The sequence below is a fragment of the Pseudaquabacterium inlustre genome (assembly GCF_038066595.1).
Taxonomy (GTDB): Bacteria; Pseudomonadota; Gammaproteobacteria; order Burkholderiales; family Burkholderiaceae_C; genus Pseudaquabacterium; species Pseudaquabacterium inlustre.
The window spans coordinates 1,062,808-1,086,126 of sequence record NZ_JBBUTH010000001.1 but is presented as its reverse complement, the minus strand read 5'-3'; the positions used below and the strand labels follow the sequence as shown (position 1 = coordinate 1,086,126).

General features: G+C 70.2%; 13 protein-coding genes. 5 read left to right on the top strand and 8 right to left on the bottom strand.

Annotated features, from left to right (window positions below; translation table 11 throughout):
- The first annotated feature begins 15 nt into the window (after positions 1 to 15).
- The 4 genes from AACH10_RS04645 to AACH10_RS04630 all read left to right on the top strand — a co-directional run bounded on the left by AACH10_RS04645 (position 16) and on the right by AACH10_RS04630 (position 12,764).
- Positions 16 to 7,374 carry an SdrD B-like domain-containing protein gene (locus AACH10_RS04645; protein ID WP_341409206.1) on the top strand — a complete coding sequence of 2,453 codons (7,359 nt, stop codon included), beginning with the start codon at positions 16 to 18 and terminating at the stop codon, positions 7,372 to 7,374.
- A 298-nt stretch (positions 7,375 to 7,672) separates the two neighbouring features.
- Complete coding sequence (locus tag AACH10_RS04640; protein ID WP_341409179.1) at positions 7,673 to 10,081, top strand: type I secretion system permease/ATPase; 2,409 nt, start codon at positions 7,673 to 7,675, stop codon at positions 10,079 to 10,081.
- Positions 10,081 to 11,400 carry an HlyD family type I secretion periplasmic adaptor subunit gene (locus AACH10_RS04635; RefSeq protein WP_341409178.1) on the top strand — a complete coding sequence of 440 codons (1,320 nt, stop codon included), beginning with the start codon at positions 10,081 to 10,083 and terminating at the stop codon, positions 11,398 to 11,400. The genes AACH10_RS04640 and AACH10_RS04635 overlap by 1 nt, the downstream gene beginning before the upstream one ends.
- A gap of 47 nt (positions 11,401 to 11,447) precedes the next feature.
- The gene (locus AACH10_RS04630; protein ID WP_341409177.1) at positions 11,448 to 12,764 is read left to right on the top strand and encodes a TolC family protein; all 1,317 of its coding nucleotides are present in this window, start codon (positions 11,448 to 11,450) and stop codon (positions 12,762 to 12,764) included.
- Positions 12,765 to 12,829: 65 nt separating this feature from the next.
- Here AACH10_RS04630 and AACH10_RS04625 read toward each other — a convergent pair whose 3' ends face one another.
- The 7 genes from AACH10_RS04625 to AACH10_RS04595 all read right to left on the bottom strand — a co-directional run bounded on the left by AACH10_RS04625 (position 12,830) and on the right by AACH10_RS04595 (position 20,254).
- Positions 12,830 to 13,804, bottom strand: a complete 975-nt coding sequence (locus AACH10_RS04625; RefSeq protein WP_341409176.1) for a bifunctional riboflavin kinase/FAD synthetase — start codon at positions 13,802 to 13,804, stop codon at positions 12,830 to 12,832.
- Between the two features lie 8 nt (positions 13,805 to 13,812).
- Positions 13,813 to 14,616, bottom strand: coding sequence for a pseudouridine synthase (locus AACH10_RS04620; RefSeq protein ID WP_341409175.1), 804 nt, complete (start codon positions 14,614 to 14,616; stop codon positions 13,813 to 13,815).
- 23 nt (positions 14,617 to 14,639) lie between these two features.
- Positions 14,640 to 15,341, bottom strand: a complete 702-nt coding sequence (locus AACH10_RS04615) for a PEP-CTERM sorting domain-containing protein (protein ID WP_341409174.1) — start codon at positions 15,339 to 15,341, stop codon at positions 14,640 to 14,642.
- A gap of 98 nt (positions 15,342 to 15,439) precedes the next feature.
- A complete protein-coding gene (locus tag AACH10_RS04610) occupies positions 15,440 to 16,828 on the bottom strand; it encodes a twin-arginine translocation pathway signal (RefSeq protein ID WP_341409173.1) in 1,389 nt (462 codons plus the stop codon).
- A gap of 42 nt (positions 16,829 to 16,870) precedes the next feature.
- Positions 16,871 to 17,851: a P1 family peptidase gene (locus tag AACH10_RS04605; RefSeq protein ID WP_341409172.1), complete on the bottom strand. Its 981-nt coding sequence runs from the start codon at positions 17,849 to 17,851 to the stop codon at positions 16,871 to 16,873.
- 71 nt (positions 17,852 to 17,922) lie between these two features.
- A complete protein-coding gene (locus AACH10_RS04600; protein ID WP_341409171.1) occupies positions 17,923 to 19,056 on the bottom strand; it encodes an acyl-CoA dehydrogenase family protein in 1,134 nt (377 codons plus the stop codon).
- Between the two features lie 19 nt (positions 19,057 to 19,075).
- Complete coding sequence (locus tag AACH10_RS04595) at positions 19,076 to 20,254, bottom strand: acyl-CoA dehydrogenase family protein (RefSeq protein ID WP_341409170.1); 1,179 nt, start codon at positions 20,252 to 20,254, stop codon at positions 19,076 to 19,078.
- A 193-nt stretch (positions 20,255 to 20,447) separates the two neighbouring features.
- Here AACH10_RS04595 and AACH10_RS04590 point away from each other — a divergent pair, with 193 nt between their 5' ends.
- Complete coding sequence (locus AACH10_RS04590) at positions 20,448 to 21,632, top strand: MFS transporter (protein WP_341409169.1); 1,185 nt, start codon at positions 20,448 to 20,450, stop codon at positions 21,630 to 21,632.
- Positions 21,633 to 22,153: 521 nt separating this feature from the next.
- Here AACH10_RS04590 and AACH10_RS04585 read toward each other — a convergent pair.
- Positions 22,154 to 23,314 (bottom strand): acyl-CoA dehydrogenase family protein, encoded by a 1,161-nt coding sequence (locus AACH10_RS04585; RefSeq protein ID WP_341409168.1) that lies wholly within the window; start codon positions 23,312 to 23,314, stop codon positions 22,154 to 22,156.
- Positions 23,315 to 23,319: the final 5 nt, after the last annotated feature.

The following is a 23,319-nucleotide window of genomic DNA, read 5'->3' as shown; positions in this document are numbered from 1 at the left end:
AGCGGCGACACGGGCATCGCGGGCGTGACGATCACGCTGACGGGCACGGACGACCTGGGCGCCAGCGTGACGCTGACGACCACGACGCTGGCCGACGGCAGCTACAAGTTCGACAACCTGCGCCCGGGCACTTACACGGTGAACGAGGGCACGGTGCCGGCGGCGTACCTGGATGGCAAGGACACGGCCGGCACGATCGGTGGCGTGAGCGTCGGCGCGGTGAGCAACGACCAGATCAGCGCGATCACGCTGAAGTCGGGTGACGCGAGCGTCGAGAACAACTTTGGCGAGATTGCGCCGGCCTCGATCAGCGGCAAGGTTTACTACGACGCGAACAACGACGGCAGTGCTGCGGGCGAGAGCGGAATCGCGACCGTGACGGTGACGCTGCTGAACGCGGCGGGTGCGGTGGTTGGAACGACGACCACGGGCACGGACGGCAGCTACAGCTTCACGAACCTGGCACCGGGCAGCTACAAGGTGGTGGAAGGCCAGCCGGGTGGCTACCTGGACGGCATCGACACGGCCGGCACGGGCGGCACGGCGCAGGCCGTGACGGGCAACGACGCCATCGCGGTGACGCTGGCGGCAGGCCAGAGCAGCGTGAACAACAACTTCGGTGAACTGCTGCCGGCCTCGATCAGCGGCAAGGTTTACTACGACGCGAACAACGACGGCAGCGCTGCGGGCGAGAGCGGGATCGCGACTGCGACGGTGACGCTGCTGAACGCGGCGGGTGCGGTGGTCGCAACGACGACCACGGGCACGGACGGCAGCTACAGCTTCACGAACCTGGCACCGGGCAGCTACAAGGTGGTGGAAGGCCAGCCGGGTGGCTACCTGGACGGCATCGACACGGCCGGCACGGGCGGCACGGCGCAGGCCGTGACGGGCAACGACGCCATCGCGGTGACGCTGGCGGCGGGCCAGAGCAGCGTGAACAACAACTTCGGTGAACTGCTGCCGGCCTCGATCAGCGGCAAGGTTTACTACGACGCGAACAACGACGGCAGCGCTGCGGGCGAGAGCGGAATCGCGACCGTGACGGTGACGCTGCTGAACGCGGCGGGTGCGGTGGTCGCAACGACGACCACGGGCACGGACGGCAGCTACAGCTTCACGAACTTGGCACCGGGCAGCTACAAGGTGGTGGAAGGCCAGCCGGGTGGATACCTGGACGGCATCGACACGGCCGGCACGGGCGGCACGGCGCAGGCCGTGACGGGCAACGACGCCATCGCGGTGACGCTGGCGGCAGGCCAGAGCAGCGTGAACAACAACTTCGGTGAACTGCTGCCGGCCTCGATCAGCGGCAAGGTTTACTACGACGCGAACAACGACGGCAGCGCTGCGGGCGAGAGCGGGATCGCGACTGCGACGGTGACGCTGCTGAACGCGGCGGGTGCGGTGGTCGCAACGACGACCACGGGCACAGACGGCAGCTACAGCTTCGCGAACCTGGCACCGGGCAGCTACAAGGTGGTGGAAGGCCAACCGGGTGGATACCTGGACGGCATCGACACGGCCGGCACGGGCGGCACGGCGCAGGCCGTGACGGGCAACGACGCCATCGCGGTGACGCTGGCGGCAGGCCAGAGCAGCGTGAACAACAACTTCGGTGAACTGCTGCCGGCCTCGATCAGCGGCAAGGTTTACTACGACGCGAACAACGACGGCAGCGCTGCGGGCGAGAGCGGGATCGCGACCGTGACGGTGACGCTGCTGAACGCGGCGGGTGCGGTGGTTGGAACGACGACCACGGGCACAGACGGCAGCTACAGCTTCACGAACCTGGCACCGGGCAGCTACAAGGTGGTGGAAGGCCAACCGGGTGGATACCTGGACGGCATCGACACGGCCGGCACGGGCGGCACGGCGCAGGCCGTGACGGGCAACGACGCCATCGCGGTGACGCTGGCGGCGGGCCAGAGCAGCGTGAACAACAACTTCGGTGAACTGCTGCCGGCCTCGATCAGCGGCAAGGTTTACTACGACGCGAACAACGACGGCAGCGCTGCGGGCGAGAGCGGGATCGCGACCGCGACGGTGACGCTGCTGAACGCGGCGGGTGCGGTGGTCGCAACGACGACCACGGGCACAGACGGCAGCTACAGCTTCGCGAACCTGGCACCGGGCAGCTACAAGGTGGTGGAAGGCCAGCCGGGTGGATACCTGGACGGCATCGACACGGCCGGCACGGGCGGCACGGCGCAGGCCGTGACGGGCAACGACGCCATCGCGGTGACGCTGGCGGCAGGCCAGAGCAGTGTGAACAACAACTTCGGTGAAGTCAGGTCTGCCAGCTTGTCGGGCTATGTCTTCCATGACGCGGCCAACGACGGGGCACGCACCGGCGACACCGGCATCGCCGGCGTGTCGGTAAAACTGACCGGCACGGACGATCTGGGCAACGCGGTGAGCACCACGGTGACCACTGACGCCAACGGCTTCTACAGCTTCGCGAATCTGCGTCCGGGCACCTACGCGGTGGCCGAGACCCAGCCGTCCACCTTCCTCGACGGCAAGGACACCGCCGGCAGCACCGGTGGCACGGCGGGCAACGACGTGATCAGCGCGATCACGCTGAAGTCGGGTGACGCGAGCGTCGAGAACAACTTCGGTGAGATCAAGCCGGCCTCGGTCAGCGGTTTCGTCTACGAAGACGGCAACGACGACGGCACCAAGGCCACCGGTGAGAACGGCATCGCCGGTGTCACCGTGACGCTGACCGGCACCAACGACCTGGGCCAGGCGGTGAACCTGTCGGTCACCACCGACGCCAACGGCGCCTACAGCTTCAATGGCCTGCGCCCCGGCACCTACCAGGTCAACGAGACCCAGCCGGGCACGTATGTGGACGGCAAGGACACGGCCGGCACGATCGGTGGCGTGACCACCGGCACCGCGGGCAACGACGTGATCAGCGCCATCGTGCTGAAGTCGGGCGAGGCCAGCGTCTCGAACAACTTCGGCGAGAAGAAGATCTGCCTGGTCGACCTCGGCGACAAGGTCTGGCTGGATGCCGACAAGGACGGCCTGCAGGACAACGGCGAGGTGGGCGTGGCGGGCGTCACCGTCAAGCTGATCGGTGTCGGCGCCGACGGCGTCATCGGCACGGCCGACGACACGGTGCTGCGCACCACCACCACCAATGCCAACGGCAACTACCTGTTCGCCGACGTGGAGCACGGCACCTACAAGGTGCGCTTCGAGGCCAACTCGACGATGTACGGCTACACCACGGCCAACGTGGGCAGCAACGACGAGATCGACAGCGACGTGGTGGCCACGGTCGTCAAGGGCAGCACCAACCTGATCGTCAACGGCAGCTTCGAGAGCCAGACGGCGGCCTGGGGCCAGTACGCCAGCATCACCGGCTGGACCGGCAGCGGCGACAAGATCGAGGTGGCGCGTGGCGCCGACTTCGGCGTCACCAATGTCAGCGGCACGCAGATCGTCGAACTGGACGCGAACAACTGCGCCACCGGCGGCCTGTACCAGGACGTCAACACCGTGGCGGGTCAGACCTACCAGCTGTCGGTCGACCTGGCGGCGCGCGCCAACACCAGCCTCGCCACCAACACCGTCGAGGTGTACTGGGCCGGCACCAAGATCGCGACGATCGACCCGACCAGCACGGCGCTGACCACCTACAACTTCACCGTCAAGGGCACCGGCGGTGCCGACCGCCTGGAGTTCCGCGAGCAGGCGGGTGACGACGACAGCGTGGGCGGCATCATCGACAACGTGCGCCTGGTGACCACCACCACGGTGTACGAGACGGCACCGGTCACGGTCAGCACCTGCGATGACAACCTGACCATCGATGCCGGCCTGACCGCCAACTACAAGCTGGGCGTGGACATCGAGAAGTACGTGTCCGGCGTCAAGTGCACCTACACCAACAGCAATGGTGGTGAAGGCGCCGGCTGCGATTACTGGAAGTCGGCCTGCACCACCAGCACCAGCGGCGCGTGGCAATGGAACGGCTGGTCGTGGAACTGGGTGACCACCACCACGCCCACCGGCTGGGGCGGCATCAGCGGCTGCACCGGCAAGGAAAGCTTCAACAGCATCTTCGGCTGCAACATCAGCGCCGGCAGCAAGTCGATCTACGACGTGCTGTGCGGCACCGGCACCACCAGCCTCGAGAAGCTGATGCGCGAATGCGTCTCGGCCTACCTGAACGCGTGCCACAACGGCGTGAACTACGCCTACACCAAGGACCAGGTGTGCGCCGAGGTGCGCAACGCGCTGTCCTGCGGCCGCTACGACGACACCTGCAACGCCTTCAAGTACGAGAACGACAAGGGCTGCGACTGGGCCACGACCAAGACCTGCTACACCAGCACGGTCGACACCCAGCTGTACGACGCCGACACGCCTCCGGGCCTGGAGGTGGTCACCGGCAGCACCGTCACCTTCACCTACATCGTGAAGAACACCGGTGATGTCGCGCTGAAGAACGTGCAGGTCACCGACGACCGCATTGCCACCGTCACCTACCTCAGCGGCGACACCGACAACGACGGCCTGCTGGACGTGGGCGAGAGCTGGGTCTACAAGGCCACCGAGGTGGCGCAGACCGGCACGATCAAGAACATCGGCACGGTCACGGCCGTCGATGCGATCGGCAGTGCCCAGGTCACCGACAACGATGCCGCGTACTACACCGGCATCAACTCGACGGTGAACAAGGCCTCGCTGGGCGACAAGGTCTGGTACGACTGCAATGCCAACGGCGTGCAGGACACCGGTGAAGTCGGCCTGGCCGGCGTGAAGGTCACGCTCAAGGGCGCTGGCGTGGACGGTCAGTTCAACACGGCCGACGACATCACCGCCACCACCACCACGGCGGCCGACGGTTCGTACCTGTTCAAGGACCTCAACGCCGGCAAGTACACCGTCACCTTCGACGAGCCGGCCGGCTACGCCATCACCAAGCAGGACGCCGCCGGCACCACCGACGCCAAGGACAGCGACGCCAACGTGACCACCGGCACCACGGCCGAGATCACGCTGACCGCGGGCCAGCAGAACCTCACGGTCGACGCCGGCCTGTACAAGGTGGCGGTCGATGTCGAGAAGTACGTCTCCGGCAACAAGGTGACCACCACCAACAACTGCGGCGGCGAAGGCGCCTCGGTCACCTGGTGGAAGAACTGCCGCGTGTGGGATTCGTCGCTGAACGACTACAGCTGGTCGGGCACGGGCTGCAAGTCCAGCACCACCTTCAACCAGCTGTTCGGCGTGAACTGCACCGGCGGCACCCAGACCATCTGGCAGGTGCTGTGCGGCACCGGCACCACCGCGCTCGAGAAGCTGATGCGCGAGTGCGTGTCGGCCTACCTGAACTCGTGCCATGGCAAGGTGGACTACGCCTACACCACCGAGCAGGTGTGCGCCCAGACCAAGTACGCCCTGAGCAGCACCAAATACGACGAGACCTGCAACGCCTTCTCCAGCGAGAACGAGCGTGGCTGCGACTGGAACACCACCAAGACCAGCTACAGCTGCACGGTCGACCGCCAGCTCTACGACGCCGACGCGCCTCCGGGGCTGGAAGTCAACACCGGCAGCACCGTCACCTTCACCTACATCGTGCGCAACACCGGTGACAACGCGCTGAAGAACGTGGTGCTGACCGACGACCGCATCGCCAGCGTCACGTACGTCAGCGGCGACACCGACAACGACGGCCTGCTGGACACCAACGAGGCCTGGACCTACACCGCCACCGAAGTGGCCTCGGCCGGCACCATCAAGAACATCGGCACCGTCACGGCGGTCGATGCGCTGGGTGGCGTCACCAAGGTCACCGACAACGACGCGGCCTACTACACCGGCGTGGGTTCCACCGTGGCCAAGGGCGCCATCGGCGACCGTGTCTGGGAGGACTGCAACTACAACGGCATCCAGGATGCCGGCGAAGGCGGCCTGTCGGGCGTGAAGGTCACGCTCAAGGGCGCGGGCACCGACGGCACCTTCGGCACCCAGGACGACATCACCTCGGTCACCTACACCGGCACCAACGGCTTCTACGAGTTCAAGGACCTGGACGCCGGCAAGTACCAGCTGTACTTCGGTGACAGCACCAACACCGGCTGGTACGTCACCAAGAAGGACCAGGGCACGAACGACGGCAAGGACTCCGACGTCAATGCCGACGGCAGCACCGACGTCATCACGCTGGCCGCCGGCGAGCAGAAGATGACCGTCGACGCCGGTGCCTACCGCAAGGTGAGCGTGGGCGACAAGGTGTGGGAGGACTGGAACCACAACAACGTGCAGGACGTGGGCGAGGGCGGCATCGGCGGCATCAAGGTGCAGCTGCTGGACGCCACCGGCACCACGGTGCTGGCCACCACCACCACCAACAGCAGCGGCAACTACCTGTTCGCCAACCTGAACCCCGGCACCTACATGCTGCAGTTCGACAAGACCAACGTGGTCTTCATGAACAGCTACTGGGGCAACAACGGTGGCGCCGGCTACAACATGAGCGCGTGGAAGTGGGCGGTCAAGGACTACGGCACCAACGACGGCATCGACTCCGATGTGGCCGGTGACGGCGTGGCCACGACCAACGTGACCCGCACCTCGGCGTTCACGCTGGTCTCGGGCCAGGCCGACATGACCAAGGACGCCGGCATCACGCCGATCGTGATCGACCTGGACGGCAACGGCATCCAGACCGTGGCGCGCTCGGCGTCGGACGCCACCTTCGACCTGTTCGGCAACGGCACCGCCGTCAAGTCGGGCTGGATCTCGGGCGGCGACGGCTTCCTGGCCGTGGACAAGAACGGCAACGGCCAGATCGACGACATCTCCGAGCTGTTCGGCGGCACGGCCAAGGGCGCGGGCTTCGCGCAGCTGGCCAGCTACGACAGCAACGGCGATGGCCAGGTGAACGCCAGCGATGCCGGCTTTGCCGACCTGCGTGTCTGGCAGGATGCCAACGGCAACCACCAGACCGATGCCGGCGAACTGCTGACGCTGGCGCAGGCCGGGGTGGCCGCGCTGACCGTGGGCTACACCGAGCTGCCCTTCCTCGACGCGCAGGGCAACCTGCACCTCGAGCGCAGCTCGGCCACGATGGCCGACGGCCGCAGCGCCGACATGACCGACGTGTACTTCAACGTGTCGGCCGAGGACGCCCAGGCCGCCGGTGTGGACCTGCCCACGATCGCCCAGCTGCTCGGCGACGACACCTCGCTGGACGCCGTGCTGGGCACCAGCACCGTCGCGCCGGCCGCGGCCAGCACCCTGGCGGCCACGGCCGACACGGGCAGCTGCGCCGGCGATGCCGCCGAGACGCTGCGCAAGCTGGCCAGCCTGGCCCAGGAGCAATGCCACCAGAGCCACTCGGCCTGACCCCACGCCGACTGCCGCGACGGCCGCCACCGGCCGCCGCGGTGGCCTGCCGCCGCGCCACGCGGCCCCTGCCGGGGCTCGTGGCGCGTCTCGCTTCAGGCAGGCCGGGCGTGGCGGACCGGGCAATGCTGCGCGCGAACCGGGCGCGCCGCCCCTGGAAAAGCCAGGTTGTGGGCCGATCCGGTCAAGCCGCGGCCAGAATCTCCGATAACGGTTCCGATGCGCCGGTTGCTGCGCAGCGCCGGGCCTGATCCGCAGTCCCGGGCCCGACCCTTTCCTGCCGTACACGCCGCCGACCATGAACCACCCCAGCCCACCGTCGCTGTCGTCCGATGTCGACGGTGACACGCAGCAGCTGAGCCCGGTGCCGGTGCACGAGAGCGTGCTGTTCCTGGCGCAGCTGCTCGGCACCTCGGTGCAACTGGAGCGGCTGCGCGACACGCTGGCCGGCCAGGACACCTCGCGCCACGGCGACATCGACCCCGAGGTGCTGCGCCGCCTTCTGGCCAATGCCGGCCTGGTGGGCTCGCCGCTGTCGGCGGGCAAGCACCGCAAGCCCACCGAGCTGCCGGCGCTGCTGGTGGGTGCCGGCGGCGCCACGGTGGCCGTGGTGGCCATGAAGGACGGCCGCTTCGAGTGCCAGCTCACCGGCATCCAGGGCACCACCTGGCTGGATGCCGCGGCGCTGGCGTCCGAGGCGCCCGGCGCGCGCTGGTATGCGGTGCGCCCGCGCCTGTTCTTCGACCAGCGCAGCCTGCTGTACGCGCTGCCCGAGCCGGCGCGCTGGTTCTGGGGCGTGTTCCGCCGCAACCAGTGGATCTACCACTGGGCCCTGGCCGGCACGGTGGCGCTGAACATCTTCGGCGCGCTGGTGCCGTTCTATTCGATGGCGGTTTACGACCGCGTGATCCCGAACAACGCGCTGGGCAGCCTGGCGGTGCTGACCACCGGCGTGCTGCTGCTGATCGCGTTCGAATTCGTGATGAAGCTGATGCGCAGCCACCTGCTCGAGACGGCCGCGCGCCGCATCGACGTGGCGCTGTCGGCGCGCATCTTCGCGCAGTGCCTGAAGCTGCGCGCGTCCAGCCGGCCCGCGTCGGGTGGCGTGCTGGCCAACACCGTGCGCGACTTCGAATCGGTGCGCGACTTCTTCACCACCACCACGCTCACGGTGCTGGGTGATCTGCCGTTCATGCTGCTGTACCTGGCCATCATCTTCCTGGTGGGTGGCAAGCTCGGCTGGGTGACGGTGGCCTGCATCCCGCTGCTGCTGGGCATCAGCTTCCTGGCGCGTGGGCCGCTGTCGCGCAAGGTCAACGAGTCGATGCGCGAGAGCTCGCAGCGCACCGCCCACCTGTTCGAGACCATGAATGGGCTGGACACGGTCAAGGCCATCGGCGCCGAGGCCTGGAGCCGGCGCAAGTGGGAGGGCCTGACCCAGGCCATCGCCGAGAACAACCTGCAGACCCGCGAGATCATGGCCCGCATCAACTACGGCAATGCCGCGGTGATGGGCCTGTCCACAGTGGCGGTGGTGGCCGCCGGCTCGGTGATGGTGGCCGAGCAGGCCATCACGCTGGGCCAGATCATCGGCGTGAGCATGCTCACCAGCCGTGCGCTGGGGCCGGTGGCGCAGATCGCCAGCCTGATCGTGCGCTGGGAGCAGACCAAGATGAGCTACCAGGCGCTGGACAAGATCATGAACGCGCCCACCGACGAGGTGCCCGGGGCGCTGCAGGCGCCGCCGCTGAGCGGCCAGGTGGAGTTCCGCGACGTCAGCTTCGCCTACCCCGACCAGCCGCCGGTGGTCGAGCGCGTCTCGCTGCGCATCCGCGCTGGCGAGCGCGTGGGCATCATCGGCAAGCTGGGCTCGGGCAAGAGCACGCTGCTCAAGCTGATCCTGAACCAGTACGCGCCCACCGCCGGCAGCGTGCTGCTGGACAACCTGGTCAACACCCAGCTCGAGCCGCTGTCGATGCGCCGCCAGATCGGCTACGTGCCGCAGGACGTGACGCTGTTCCACGGCACGCTGCGCGAGAACATCGAGCTCGGCCGCGTGCGACCCGACGACACCCGCCTGCTGGAGGCGGCGCGCATCGCCGGGCTGGACGAGATCGTGGCCCAGCTGCCCGAGGGCGTGGGCACCCAGGTGGGCGAGCGCGGCGAGCGCCTGTCGGGCGGCCAGCGCCAGAGCGTGGCCATCGCCCGCGCACTGCTGAACAAGCCGCGCCTGGTGCTGATGGACGAGCCCAGCTCGATGGTCGACCCGGCCAGCGAGCAGAAGCTCATCGAGCGCATGCGCGGCCTGAAGGACACCACCATCGTGCTGGTCACGCACCGCATGGCCATGCTGGCCCTGGTGGACCGCCTGGTGGTGATGGACCGCGGCCGCATCGTGGCCGACGGCCCGCGTGACCAGGTGCTGCAGGCCCTGAGCACGCAGCGCCAGGCCGAGGACGCGGCCGCCGCCGCGCGCGCGGCCACGGCCCGTGCCGCGGCCGAGGCGGCCCAGGGCGGTGCCCGAGGTACGGCCGACGGGCCGCCGCCGGGCGTGGCGGCACCGCCCAAGGTGGCCGGCGCCGCCGCGCCGGGGGCCGGCATGAACCTGGGCGCCAGCATGGGCGCGGCCGTGGCGGGCTTTGCCGCCCGGCCGGCTGCGCCCAGCCCCGATCGCCGAGGCGACAGCACCGTGGCGGGAGAGCGCTGATGAGCGGCCACGCGATCGCCCTGCGTCCGCTGTCGACGCCGCATCCCGACCCCGACCAGGGCCCGCGCCGCACGGTGCTGGCCGTGGTGGCCCTGCTGGTGGTGTTCACGGCCACGCTGATCGGCTGGGCCGCGCTGGCCGAGCTGGACGTGGCCACCCAGGCCCGCGGCGTGGTGGTGCCGCCCAGCCGGCTGCAGGAGGTGCAGAGCCTGGAAGGCGGCATCGTCAAGGAGCTGCTGGTGGCGCCGGGCGAGCGGGTGAAGAAGGGCCAGGTGCTGGCCCGGCTGGACACCGCCCAGGCCACCGCCGATGTCGACGAGAGCCGCCAGCAGCGCCTGGCCGCGCTGGCCGCCCGGGCCCGCGCCGAGGCGCTGATCAGCGGTGGCGCGCCGCGCTTCGACGACGAGCTGCGCCGCGAGGCACCGGCCCTGGTGGAGAAGGAAACCCAGCTGTGGCGCGACGCCCAGCGCGAGCACCAGTCCAGCCTGGCGGCCGCGCGCGAGGGCACGGCCCGCCGCCGCGGCGAACTGGCCGAGGCCGAGGCGCGCATCGGCTCGCTGCAGGCCTCGGTGAAGGTGGCCGAGGAGTCCTTCGCGATCGAGGAGCGCCTGTTCAAGGAAGGCGCCGGGGCCCGGGCCGACTACCTCTCGGCCCAGCAGCGCCTGCTGCAGGCGCGCACCGAGCTCGATTCGCTGCGCCAGTCGCTGCCGCGCCTGCGCGCCGGTCTGGCCGAGGCCCAGGCCCAGGCCACCGAGGCCGAGGCCCGCGCCAAGGCGCAATGGGGCACGCAGCGCGCCGAGTACGAGGTGAAGGTGGCCACGCTGGGGGCTGCCATCGGCGGCAAGCAGGACCGCGCCGATCGCCGCGAGCTGGTCTCGCCGATGGACGGCGTGGTCAACCGCGTGCTGGTCAACACGCTGGGCGGTGTGGCCCAGCCGGGCAAGGCGGTGCTGGAGGTGGTGCCCGACGAGGCCCGCCTGCAGCTCAGCGCTCGCGTCAAGCCGGCCGACATCGGTTTCATCCGCGCCGGCCAGAAGGCCCAGGTGAAGATGCTCACCTACGACTCGGGCACCTACGGCGCGCTGGAGGCGCAGGTGGAACGCGTGGGCGCCGACGCCATCGTCGATGAGAAGGGCGAGTCGTACTTCGAGGTGCAGCTCACCGCGGCGCGCGACCAGATCAAGCTGCACGGCAAGCCCCTGCCCATCACGCCGGGCATGCCCTGCGACGTGGGCATCCTCACGGGGCAGCGCAGCGTGCTGCAGTACCTGTTCAAGCCGGTGCTGCGCGGTATCCAGGGAGCTTTGCAGGAACGATGAGCCGTCACAGTCGTCTTCCGGCACGCGTTGGCGTGCCGGCGTCGCCCTTGTCCGCCCGATCGGCGCCAGGGCTGGTGATCGCCCTGGCGATCGCGCTGGCCGGCGTGGCGCCGGGCGTGCGCGCCCAGGCGGCGGCGCCGGCCGCCCCGCTCGCGGCCACGCCGCCGGCCGAATCGCTGGCGGCGATGGTGGCGCGCGTGCTGTCGCAGGACCCGGCGGTGCGCGTGCAGGGCGCCTTGCTGCAGGCCACCGACGAGCGGCGCAGGCAGGCCCAGTCGCGGCTGTGGCCCACGGTGGGGGTCAGCAGCACGCGCGGCAGCGCCAACGTCACCGAGGAAAGCCTGTTCGGCAGCAACCTGCCCTTCGACCGCCGCACCGACCGCACCGAGGCCAGCATCCGCTGGAACCTCTACAACTTCGGCAACGACGCCGCCGAACTGCGTGGCGCCAGCCGCGACCTGGCCGCGGCCACCGAGGACATGCGCCGCGCCCGCGAGGAGACGGCCGAGCGCATCGGCGAGTCCTACATCGAGCTGCTGCGCGTGCAGCTGGTGGTGCCGCATTCGCAGCGGCGGCTGGACGCCGTGCGTCAGCTGGTGCAGCAGGTGGGCCGCCAGAACCAGGCCGGCAAGGTGTCCGATGCCGACCTGCAGCAGGCCCAGGCCTCGCTGCTGGATGCCGAGGTGGCGCACGAGCAGCTGCTGGCCGATCTGGTGAGCGCGCGCGAGCGCCTGGCCACGCTGACCGGCAGCGAACTGCGCGAGGCCGTGCCGGTGGCCCTGCCGCCGCCGGGTGCCAGCGTGGAGGCGCGCAGCGGCCTGGTGGCGGCCGCGCGCGAGCGGGCCCAGGGCGCCCGTGAGCGCGTGCGGCCGATGGTCTCGCTGGTGGCGCCCAAGGTCGACCTGGAGTACCGCCAGCGCCTGGCCGACCACACCACACCGGCCAGCACCACCACCGAGCGCTTCGGCTGGACGCTGAGCGCGCGCTGGGACTTCCCGGTGGCCGGCGAGAACTTCGCCCGCCGCGCCGAGGGCGAGCGCCGCGCCGAGGCGGCCGAGGCCGAGGCCGAGCGCGTGCTGCGCGCCGCGCAGTCCGAGCTGGCCAGCCTGCCGCCGCGCATCGCGCAGTCCGAGCGCGCCGTGGCCCAGATCGAGCGCCAGATCGCGCAGTACGACGCGCTGGTGCGCGCCGGCGAGCTGCAGTTCGAGGCCGGCCGCCGCACGCTGGCGCAGCTGGTGCAGTTGCATGACAGCCGCTTCAATGCCGAGCAGCGCCGCGTCGAGCAGTCGCACCGCCTGCTGCAGGCGCGCCTGCGTCAGCTGTCGCTGACCGGTGGCCTGCTGCCGGCGCTGAACCTGGAGTGAATGGCGGGCACCCGGCCTCGCGGGTACGCGAGACCACCCGCTCGGCCCGCTGAGCGCTGCGGCGCCTAGACGCCGCGCGGCGGGTGGGTGCTGAACCAGGCGCGCGCGTCGGCCGTGTCCTGCGCGATGCCCTCGCGCAGCGCCTCCAGCGACGGGTACTTGCGCTCGTCGTGCAGCTTGTGCATCAGCTCGACGGTGACGGTGCGGCCATAGGCGGCTTCGCTGGGCAGCCCGGCCGGCCAGTCCAGGCAATGCGTCTCCAGCAGCACGCGGCCGGCATCCTCCACGCTGGGCCGCACGCCCAGGCTGGCCACGCCGGGCAGGGGCTTGTCGCCCAGGCCGCGCACCTGCACGACGAAGATGCCCATGGCCGCCGGCTTGGCATGGGCGAAGCGCAGGTTCAGCGTGCGAAAGCCCAGCTCGCGGCCCAGCTTGCGGCCATGCACCACATGGCCGCTGATGGCGTAGGGCCGGCCCAGCAACGTGGCGGCGCGGGCCATGTCGCCGGCGGCCAGCGCCTCGCGCACCGCCGAGCTGGACACGCGCAGGCCGTGCACCTCGTAACTCATCATGCGCGCGACATCGAAGCCGTGGCGCTCGCCCAGCGCATCGAGCATCGCGTAGTCGCCGGCGCGGCGCGCGCCGAAGCGGAAGTCGTCGCCCACCAGCACATAGCGTGCGCCCAGGCCCTGGGCCAGCACGCGGCTGACGAAGTCTTCCGGCGGCAGGCCGGCCAGCGCGTCGTCGAAGCGCAGCACCACCACCTGGTCGACGCCGCAGCGCTCCAGCTCCTGCAGCTTGTCGCGCAGTGTGGCGATGCGCGCCGGCGCCATCTCGGGCTTGCCCAGGCGCTGGGCGAAGAAGTCGCGCGGGTGCGGCTCGAAGGTCATCACGCAGCTGGCCAGGCCGCGGTGGCGCGCCTCGCTGGTCAGCAGCGCCAGCATGGCCTGGTGGCCGCGGTGCACGCCGTCGAAGTTGCCGATGGTCAGCGCGCAGGCGGCGGCGCGCTGCGGGTGGTGGAAACCTCGAAAGACCTTCATGCCCGCGATTATCCGGCGCTCGGCGCGGGCTTGCCTGCAGCCTTGGCGACCCCCTTGCCCGAGGCCAGCAGCGCGGCGCGCTCGGCATCGGTGACGAAGCGCCACTGGCCCGGCGCCGGGTCGGCCACGGCCGGCGGCTCGGGCATGTCGATCGGGCCGAAGCCGCTGCGGTGCAGGCGCTCGCAGTGGTTGCCCACCGCCGCTACCATGCGCTTGACCTGGTGGTACTTGCCCTGCACCAGGGTCAGGCGCAGCTGCTGCGGGCCGATGATCTCGCAGCCCTCGGCGCGCACCGCCACCGGGTCGTCGAGCAGCACCACGCCCTCGCGCAGGCGCTTGACCTGGGCCTCGTCCACCGGCCGGGCGGTGTGCACCTCGTACACCTTGGGCACATGGTGCTTGGGCGAGGTCAGGCGGTGGATCAGCGCGCCATCGTCGGTGAGCAGCAGCGCGCCGGTGGTGTCCTGGTCGAGCCGGCCCACCGGCTGCACGCCGCGCGTGCGCAGCGGCGGCGGCAGCAGCAGCATCACACTGGGCCAGGCGCCGGGCTTTTGCGAGCACTCGTAGCCGGCCGGCTTGTTCAGCAGCACCAGGGCCGTGGCCTGCACCGGCCAAAGCCGGCCCTCCACCTCCAGCACCAGGCCGTCGGGCGGGAACAGCGCGCCGGGGTCGCTGACCACCTCGCCCTGCACGCGCACCAGGCCCTGCTCGATCAGGCCGGCGCAGACGCGGCGGGTGCCGTGGCCCTGGCTGAACAGCAGTTCGTCCAGGCGCTGGGGGCGGGCGGGCTTGGCGGGGCGGGCAGAGGACATGGCCGGATTATCCCGGCCGGGGCTCAGGCGCTGCGGCGCCGGCGCATCACCGCGCCCAGCAGGGCCAGCCCGCCCAGCAGGCTGGCCGCGGTGGCGGGCTCGGGCACGGGGGCCACGCCCACGTCGCCGGCATGCACGGCCACGGCATAGGCCTGGATGCCCAGCGATCCGGTGCCCTGGCGGCCTTCGGAGAACAGGAAGGCCAGTGCCGAGTTGTTGTTGTTCACCAAGGTGCCGGTCCAGTAGCCCATGTTCAGCCCCACGTGTTTCAGCGGGCTGAGGTCGGGTGTGCTGTCGTAAGCGGCGGGTGTCACGCAGCTGCTCGGCGCGGCGTTGTTGGGCTGGCACTTGCCGGTGAGGCCGAAGGTCACGTAGTACAGGTGGCCCAGCTCGGAACGTGTGCCCCAGCCGATGCCCGCGGCGGCGGTGCCTGCGTCGGTGCTGCCGTTGTTGGTGCCGGTCAGCAGGAAACTGCCGCCGCTGACGGGCGAGACGGTGGGCAGGCGCCAGCCGGTGACGCCACCCGCCTGCAGCTGCGCTGCCCAGGACATGGCGCCCGACCAGCTGAGCAAGGCCTGCTGGCTGCGGAAATCCGCCAGCCAGGTGATGTCCAGCAGCGTGTCGTAATAGGCCTCCACCGTGGCGTTGGCGCCGTCCAGGCTGCGCGCCTGCAGCGCGGCATGGCCTGGCGCGGGCGCCGCAGCGAACACGGTGACGACCGCCAAGGCGGCGAGCGGGGCGGGGTGGCGAGCGGATGACATCGGGCGGCTTCCTCCTGGATCTTCTGGGACTGCCCTACATCGGCAGCCGCGCCGAGTGTGGCTCAGTCGTGCAGCTCGATCAACGTGACATGCCCTTCCTTGGCCGGCCAGGGGCGGGCGACGATGCGCTCGGCGATGGCGCCGGAGCGGAATTCGGCCGCCACCGGGCGGTCCAGCTCGTTGATCAGCTTCTTGCTGGTGGACACGCCGGCCACGCCGGGCGGGATGCCGGGGGCGGCCGCGCCATCCAGCAGCACGGTGTCGCGCGGCAGGCCGAAGTAGCCGCGCGGGCGGCTGAACGTGACCACCGCCGCGGCCGCCTGTGCATCGGCCGGCAGCAGGCGCTCGGGCCGCAGGTGCACCACGCTGGACGAACGGGCGAAGGGCGCGCGGTACACGTGCGTGGTGGCCAGCCCCGGCACCGCCAGGACAAATTCCAGCGGCGTGCGCGCATCGGTGGCCAGCGGGCCCCAGCGGCCGTCGGCGGCCACCGTCTTGTCCAGCAGCGGCGCGCCCTGGCGCGCGCCGGTGGCCGCATCCACCGCGTAGACGGTGACCCGCGCACCCGGCGCCGGCAGGTTGCTCGGGCTGCCGGCCTGGATGCCGGTGGCCAGGCCATCGAGCAGCACGCGCGCCTCGGCCTTGACCGCCGTGGTGGCCGGTGCGCGGCCGGTGACGAAGCGCCAGGCCTGGGCAAAGGCCTCGGCGTGGTAGCTCACCTCGCGGTGGTCACGCCCGGGCAGCACCACGTTCTCGGCGCCCTTGAGCGCCGGGCCCTCGGCGGTGACGTTGGTGGGTGTGCCCTTGGCGCCGATCCACACGCCGTCGGGCTGGGCGAACTTGTCGTTGTGGTCGGAGCGGATCGTCATCCACTTCAGACCGGGCGTGACCTCGTCGCCATTCGGTCCCTTGGGCGCGTTCAACGCGGTCAGAAACGGACCTGCGCCGTTGAACTCGTTGTTGGGCCGGAAGCCGGGGTTGGCCCACACGCCGTGGTTGGGCGTGCCGCCCAGGATGGCATGCGACACCTTGCCGGCGCAGCCGCCGTTCTGGATGCAGTCGCGGATGGCATTGCCGCCGCGCGAGTTGGCCATCAGCACCACCTGGCGCGCGCCGGTGGCGGCCAGCACGCGGTCGACCTCGGCGGCCAGGTGGTTGCGCTGGTCGGTGCTGCTGCTGCGGCCGTCCTGCGCCTGCGTGTTGTCGTCGCGCGCCAGCGGGTACGGAAAGTTCACCGCATGCAGGCGCTCGCGCGGCCAGCCGTTGCTCTCCCAGCGCCAGATCGTCGTCTGCCAGGTGGCGGCCGAGTCGCCATTGCCATGCACGAACACGATGGGTGGCTGCACATCGGCGCCGGGCGGCGTGCCCAGGCTGGCGCAGGCCGAGAGCAGGGCGCTGGCGGCCAGCGCGATCCAGGCGCGGCGGTGCAAAACGGACAGGGGCAGGGTCATGCGTGTCTCCGGGGTGGTCGTTGGGGGCCTGGGGTGGTGGGTTCAGGCCAGGCCCAGTTCGCGGGCCGAGGGCAGATCGGGCTCGGCCAGGCCGTGGGCGGCGCGCACGGCGTTCAGCACGGCGCGGGCGGTCACCTCGGCGGCCAGCGCACCCAGCACGCTGAGGTGGCCGGGCTTGCCGCTGCCGCCGGTGGCCACGGCAAACAGCGCGTCGCCGTCGGTCGCGGTGTGCACCGGGTTGATGCTGCGAGCCAGGCCGTCATGGGCCATGCTGGCCAGCTTGTTGGCCTGCGCCTTGGTGAGCGCGGCATCGGTGGCCACGATGCCGATGGTGGTGGCCATGCCGTCAAGCAGGTGCGCCGGCAGCTGGCCGTCGCACAGCGCGGCCAGCGTGTCCAGCGGCGTGCGGCCATCGGGCCCGCGCGCGCCGGCGATGACGCGGCCGCTGGCCGGGTCGACCACGTCGCCGATGGCGTTCACCGCGATCAGCGCCGCCACGGTGATGGCGCCGACCTTGATGGACGCGGTGCCGATGCCGCCCTTCATCGCGCCCTGGATGCCGAACAGCTTGCCCACCGACGCACCCGCGCCAGCGCCCACGCTGCCCTGGGCCGGGTGGGCGGCGCTGGCCGCCTGGCAGGCCGCGTAGCCGGCCGCGGCATCGGGGCGGATGCGGGCATCGCCCACCCACAGATCGAACAGCACGGCCGCCGGCACGATGGGCACCCGGGCCGGCCCCACGGGTACACCATGGCCACGCTCTTCCAGCCAGCGCATCACGCCGGTGGCGGCATCCAGGCCGAAGGCGCTGCCGCCGGTCAGCAGCAGGGCGTGCACGGTCTCCAGCGTGGCCAGCGGGTGCAGCAGGTCGGTCTCACGCGTGCCGGGCGCGGCGCCGCGCACGTCCACGCCGGCCACCGCGCCCTGCGGGCACAGCAGCACGGTGCAGCCGGTGGGGCGGCGGCTGTCGGTGAAATGGCCGACCGAGAGGCCGGCGATGTCGGTGATGGCGCCAGGAAACATGGGTCGGCTTCAGGCAATGAAAAAGGGCCGGTCAAGCCGGCCCTGGGATCGTAGGCGAGAACGCCGCCCGTTCAGGCGAACACGCCTGCGGTGTCCTGCATGCGGTCGGACACTTCGCCCAGGTGGTGCAGGGTGTCGCCGTAGGCCATCTCCAGCATCGTCAGGCGCTTGAAGTAGTGGCTGCTGATGTACTCGTCGGTCACGCCGATGCCGCCGTGCATCTGCGTGCAGGCCTGGCCCACGAAGCGCATGCTGTTGCCCAGCTGCACCTTGGCCTGGCTGATCGAGCGGCGGCGCTGCGGGGCGGCCTCGCCCAGCTTCAGCGTGGCGTAGTAGCTCATCGAGCGGCCCAGCTCCAGCTGCATCTTCACATCGGCCGTGCGGTGGCGCAGGGCCTGGAAGGTGGCCAGCGTGGTGCCGAACTGCTTGCGCGTGTTCAGGTAGTCGACCGTGATGGCCACCATGCGGTCCATCGCGCCCACGCCCTCGGCACAGGCCGCGGCGATGCCCACGTCCACGGCCTTTTCCAGCGTGGCCCAGCCGTCGGTGGTGATCAGCGTGGCGGTGGCGTTGGCCAGCTTCAACTCGCCGGCGCGGCCGCCGTCCTGCGTGGCGTAGCCGGTGGCCGTCACGCCGCTGGCACCCTTCTCGACCAGGAACAGGCCGATGCCGGCAGTGTCACTGGCGCCGCCCGAGATGCGCGCCGGCACGATGAAGGCATCGGCTTCATCCGCGGCCGGCACCACGCTCTTCTGGCCGCTGAGCTGCCAGGCCCCGCCGGCTTGCGTGGCCGTGGTCGTGACATGGCTGAGCTTGTAGCGCGCGGCGCGCTCCTGCAGCGCCGGCACCACCAGGGCCGAGGCGTCGGCGATCTTCGGGAACCAGGCGGCCTGCACCTCTTGCGGCGCGGCCTGCAGCAGCGCGGGCGACACCAGCGCGGCGGCGGCGAACGGGGCGTTGACCAGGCCGCGGCCCAGTTCTTCCATCACCACCATGGCTTCCACGGCGCCAAAGGCCATGCCGCCATGCGCCTCGGGCACGGCCAGGCCCGTCAGGCCCAGTTCGGCCAGCTCGGCATACACCTCGCGCGTCTTGCCGCCGGCCTTGGCCAGCGCATGGCGGCGCGAGAAATCAAAACCCTTCTCGACCCACTTGGCCACCGCGTCGCGCAGCGAGACCTGGTCATCGGTGAATTCGAAGTCCATGTGTTGTTCTCCTGGTCGGTCAGCCGAGCACGGTCTGCGCAATGATGTTGCGCTGCACTTCGTTGCTGCCGCCGTAGATGGTGGTCTTGCGCATGTTGAAGTAGGTGCCGGCCAGCGGTGCCACGGCGGCGGCGCCGGCAAAGTCGCCCTGCCAGCCGGCTTCCATGGCCTCGTGCGCATAGAGCTGGGTGACGGGGCCGGCGGCCAGCATCATCAGCTCGGTGTAGCGCTGCTGCATCTCGCTGCCGCGGATCTTCAGCAGGCCGGCGATGTCCAGGCTCTGCTTGCCGCTCTTCTCGGCGCTCAGCACGCGCAGCACCAGCATCTCCAGCGCCACCACGTCCACTTCCAGCAGCGCGATCTGGTCGCGGAAGCGCGGGTCGTCGTACACGCCCTCGGCCTTGGCGATGCGCTTCAGGCGCTCGAGCTCGCGCTTGGCGCGGTTGACGTCGGCGATGTTGGTGCGCTCATGCGCCAGCAGGTGCTTGGCGTAGGTCCAGCCCTTGTTCTCCTCGCCGATCAGGTTCTCGGCCGGCACCTCGACGTTGTCGAAGAACACCTCGTTGACCTCGTGCTCGCCGTCCAGCGTGATGATCGGGCGCACGGTGATGCCGGGCGACTTCATGTCGATCAACAGGAAGCTGATGCCGGTCTGCGGCTTGCCTTCGGTGCTGGTGCGCACCAGGCAGAAGATCCACTCGCCGAACTGGCCCAGCGTGGTCCAGGTCTTCTGGCCGTTGACGATGTACTTGTCGCCCTGGCGCTCGGCGCGGGTCTTCAAGGACGCCAGGTCGGAGCCCGAACCGGGCTCGCTGTAGCCCTGGCTCCACCACACTTCGCCCGAGGCGATGCCGGGCAGGAAGCGCTTGTGCTGCTCGGGCGTGCCGAAGGCCATGATCACCGGGGCCACCATCACCGGGCCGAAGGGCACGATGCGCGGCGCGCCGGCCAGGGCGCACTCTTCCTCGAACAGGTGCTTCTGGATGGCGGTCCAGCCCGGGCCGCCGAACTGCTTGGGCCAGCCATAGCCCAGCCAGCCCTTGCTGCCCAGGATCTTGGCCCAGCGCTGCATGTCGTCGCGCGACAGGCGCAGCGAGTTCAAAACCTTGTGGCTCAAGTCCTTGGGCAGGTTCTCGGCCACCCATTGCCGGATCTCGGCGCGGAAGGCGAGTTCTTCCGGGGTGAAGTTCAGATCCATGGTGAACGTGTCTCCTTGGCAGGGTCGGCCGGGCCGACGATTCGGGGTGCCAGTCGGGACGCATTCCGGCCGGCGGCACACAACCCCGGATTTTTAGCACGACCGTTCGATTCTTCTTTGTCCCTGCTGCGACAGGGAGGTATCGGGATAATTCCGGCGCATGAAGTCGAACACGGCCAGTCCACCTGGCGGAATGAGGGAGGAGGGGCCGGGCTACTGGCCCACGGTGTCGGCGCTGGCCGTGGGCCAGGTGCTGGCCTGGGCGGTGCTGTTTTACGCCTTCTCCAGCCTGGTGCTGCCGATGGGGCGTGAACTGGGCTGGCCGCAGGCCACGCTGATGGGCGCGTTCACGCTGGGGCTGGGCGTGAGTGGTGTGACCGGCTACGCCGTGGGTGCGGCCATCGATGCCGGGCGCGGGCGGCTGGTGATGACCGGCGGCGCCATCCTGGCCGGCATCGGCTGCCTGGGCTGGAGCCAGGTGAGCTCGCCGTGGATGCTGTATGCCGTGTGGGTGCTGCTGGGCGCGGCGATGGCGATGACGCTGTACGAGCCGGCGTTTGCGGTGCTGACCAAGCGCTACCCCGAGCGTTACGCGCACGGCATCACGGTGCTGACGCTGCTGGGCGGCTTTGCCAGCACGCTGAGCTTTCCGGCCACGGCCTGGCTGCTGCAGTGGGGCTGGCGCGCCTCGCTGGAGGTGATGGCGGTGGTGATGCTGGCCGTGGTGGCGCCCTTGCATGCCTGGGCGCTGCGCGGGCCGATGGTGGTGGCCCCGCCGCACCGGGCCGACGCCCAGGCCGACAGCACGCTGCACGAGGCGCTTCGCCATGCCGCCTTCTGGCTGCTGACGCTGTGCTTCACGCTCTACGCCTTCTCGCAGTCGGCCTTCTGGTCGCATGTGATGCCGGCCTTTGCCGAGCGCGGCGCCAGCGAGGCCGATGCGGTGAAGGTGTTGATGGTCATCGGTCCGGCCCAGGTGGCGGGGCGCCTGCTCTACATGTTTGCCGGTCGCGCCTGGAGCCTGCGGGTGGTGGGCGCGGGCGTGCTGCTGACGCTGCCGCTGTCGTACGCGCTGCTGGCGCTGGGCTCGGGCTGGGTGGCGTGGCTGCTGTTCGCGCTGGCCTTCGGCATTGCCAATGGCTTGGTGACCATCGTGCGCGGGGCGCTGGTGCCGCAGTATTTCGGCCGTGCGCACATTGGCCGGATTGGGGGCGTGATGGGCGGGATTGGGGCGGTCAGTCGCGCCTTTGCGCCTGTGGCGGCTTCGGGGTTGCTGGTGTGGTTGGGTGGGTATCGGGGTTTGCTGTTGGCGCTTTGTCTTCTGGGCTTGGTGGCGGTGGTTTGCTTCGGGTTGGCTCGGCGGCCTTCGGCGCGGTAGCTTGCTCTCTTGGCTTGGGCTTGGGCTTGGGCTTGCTGGGGGTTGAGCGGGCCAAGCCGTGCCCGGGTGTCCGGCGCCGCTCAACTGCGCTGGTCCGATGCTGCGCATCGGACTTCGCTGCAGTGCTCGAAGGCGTGGCGGCGCATCGCAACTCGCGCCGTTCGCTCGCGCTCACTGTGCTCGAACAAGCGATGCGAGTCAGAGGTCGATGCGGGCTGCGCCCGCCGCCACACCCGCTGCGCTCCTCGCCAGCGCAGATTCGCTGCGCCGGACACCCGGGCACGGCTTGGCGGCACAGTTTCCGCATGCGGTCTGATCACCACCGCCCGGTGGTCGCATGTGGCTGGTGGCATGCCACGGTGCATCGGGACGAGGACGTCGGGTGGCCGCCCGGCGTAAGTAAAGGAGGAGCCGGTGTGCGGGAGCACGCCGGCGGGGGACATGGAGCCGGGCGGCTACCCGGCGGCCTTGGCCACGCGCCCATCACAGCAAGCGAGCGGCACAACCAAGAGGGAAACGAATCACGAACAAGCCGCAGCCGCCTTCACCATCGCCCGCGCAATCACGATCTGCTGGATCTGCGTGGTGCCTTCATAGATGCGGAAGATGCGCACGTCGCGGTAGAAGCGCTCGATGCCGTATTCGCTCATGTAGCCGGCGCCGCCCAGGATCTGCACCGCGCGGTCGGCCACGCGGCCGCACATCTCGCTGGCGAACATCTTGCAGCAGCTGGCTTCCAGGGCCACGTCACGGCCTTCGTCGCGCTTGCGGGCGGCGTCCAGCGTCATGCACTCGGCCGCGTACAACTCAGCCTGGCTGTCGGCCAGCAGGGCCTGCACCAGCTGGAACTCGGCGATCTTCTGGCCGAACTGTTGCCGCTCCATCGCGTACTTCAGCGCATCGTCCAGCATGCGGCGGGCCACGCCCACGCACACCGCGGCGATGTGGATGCGGCCCTTCTCCAGCACCTTCATCGCGGTCTTGAAGCCGCGGCCTTCCACGCCGCCAATCAGGTTGGCAGCGGGCACGCGCACGTTGTCGAACACCACGTCGCAGGTGTGCGCGCCACGCTGGCCCATCTTCTTGTCGGGCTTGCCCAGCGAGATGCCGGGGCTCTTGGCGTCCACGATGAAGGCCGACACGCCACCCGCGCCCTTGTCAGCGGGGTTGGTGCGCGCCATCAGCGTGAACACCCCCGCTTGCGGCGCGTTGGTGATGTAGCGCTTGCTGCCGTTGACGATGTAGTGGTCGCCGTCCTTGATCGCGGTGGTGCGCAGCGAGGCGGCGTCCGAGCCCGACTCAGGCTCAGTCAGTGCAAAGCTGGCCATCACCTCGCCGGTGGCCATCTTGGGCAGCCACTGGTCCTTCTGCGCCTGGGTGCCGTCCATCAGGATGCCCATGGCGCCAATGCCCACCGTGGTGCCGATCACCGAGCGGAAGGCCGGCGAGGTCTGGCACAGCTCCAGCAGCACGCGCACTTCCTCTTCCATCGTCAGCCCCAGGCCGCCGAAGGATTCGGGGATGGTCAGCCCGAACAGGCCCAGCTCGCGCATCTGCTGCACGATGTCTTCGGGGATCTGGTCGGTCTCGGCCACCTCGTGTTCGGCGGGCACCAGGCGTTCGCGGACAAAGCGGCGCACGGCATCGCACAGGGCGGTCAGGGTGTCGGTGTCGCGGATCATGGCGT

Bases quoted from the DNA above. Each gene is read 5' to 3' on its own strand.
- AACH10_RS04640 (WP_341409179.1), top strand. From the start codon at position 7,673: ATGAACCACCCCAGCCCACCGTCGCTGTCGTCCGATGTCGACGGTGAC.
- AACH10_RS04635 (WP_341409178.1), top strand. From the start codon at position 10,081: ATGAGCGGCCACGCGATCGCCCTGCGTCCGCTGTCGACGCCGCATCCC.
- AACH10_RS04625 (WP_341409176.1), bottom strand. From the start codon at position 13,804: ATGAAGGTCTTTCGAGGTTTCCACCACCCGCAGCGCGCCGCCGCCTGC.
- AACH10_RS04620 (WP_341409175.1), bottom strand. From the start codon at position 14,616: ATGTCCTCTGCCCGCCCCGCCAAGCCCGCCCGCCCCCAGCGCCTGGAC.
- AACH10_RS04610 (WP_341409173.1), bottom strand. From the start codon at position 16,828: ATGACCCTGCCCCTGTCCGTTTTGCACCGCCGCGCCTGGATCGCGCTG.
- AACH10_RS04605 (WP_341409172.1), bottom strand. From the start codon at position 17,851: ATGTTTCCTGGCGCCATCACCGACATCGCCGGCCTCTCGGTCGGCCAT.
- AACH10_RS04600 (WP_341409171.1), bottom strand. From the start codon at position 19,056: ATGGACTTCGAATTCACCGATGACCAGGTCTCGCTGCGCGACGCGGTG.
- AACH10_RS04595 (WP_341409170.1), bottom strand. From the start codon at position 20,254: ATGGATCTGAACTTCACCCCGGAAGAACTCGCCTTCCGCGCCGAGATC.
- AACH10_RS04590 (WP_341409169.1), top strand. From the start codon at position 20,448: ATGAGGGAGGAGGGGCCGGGCTACTGGCCCACGGTGTCGGCGCTGGCC.
- AACH10_RS04585 (WP_341409168.1), bottom strand. From the start codon at position 23,314: ATGATCCGCGACACCGACACCCTGACCGCCCTGTGCGATGCCGTGCGC.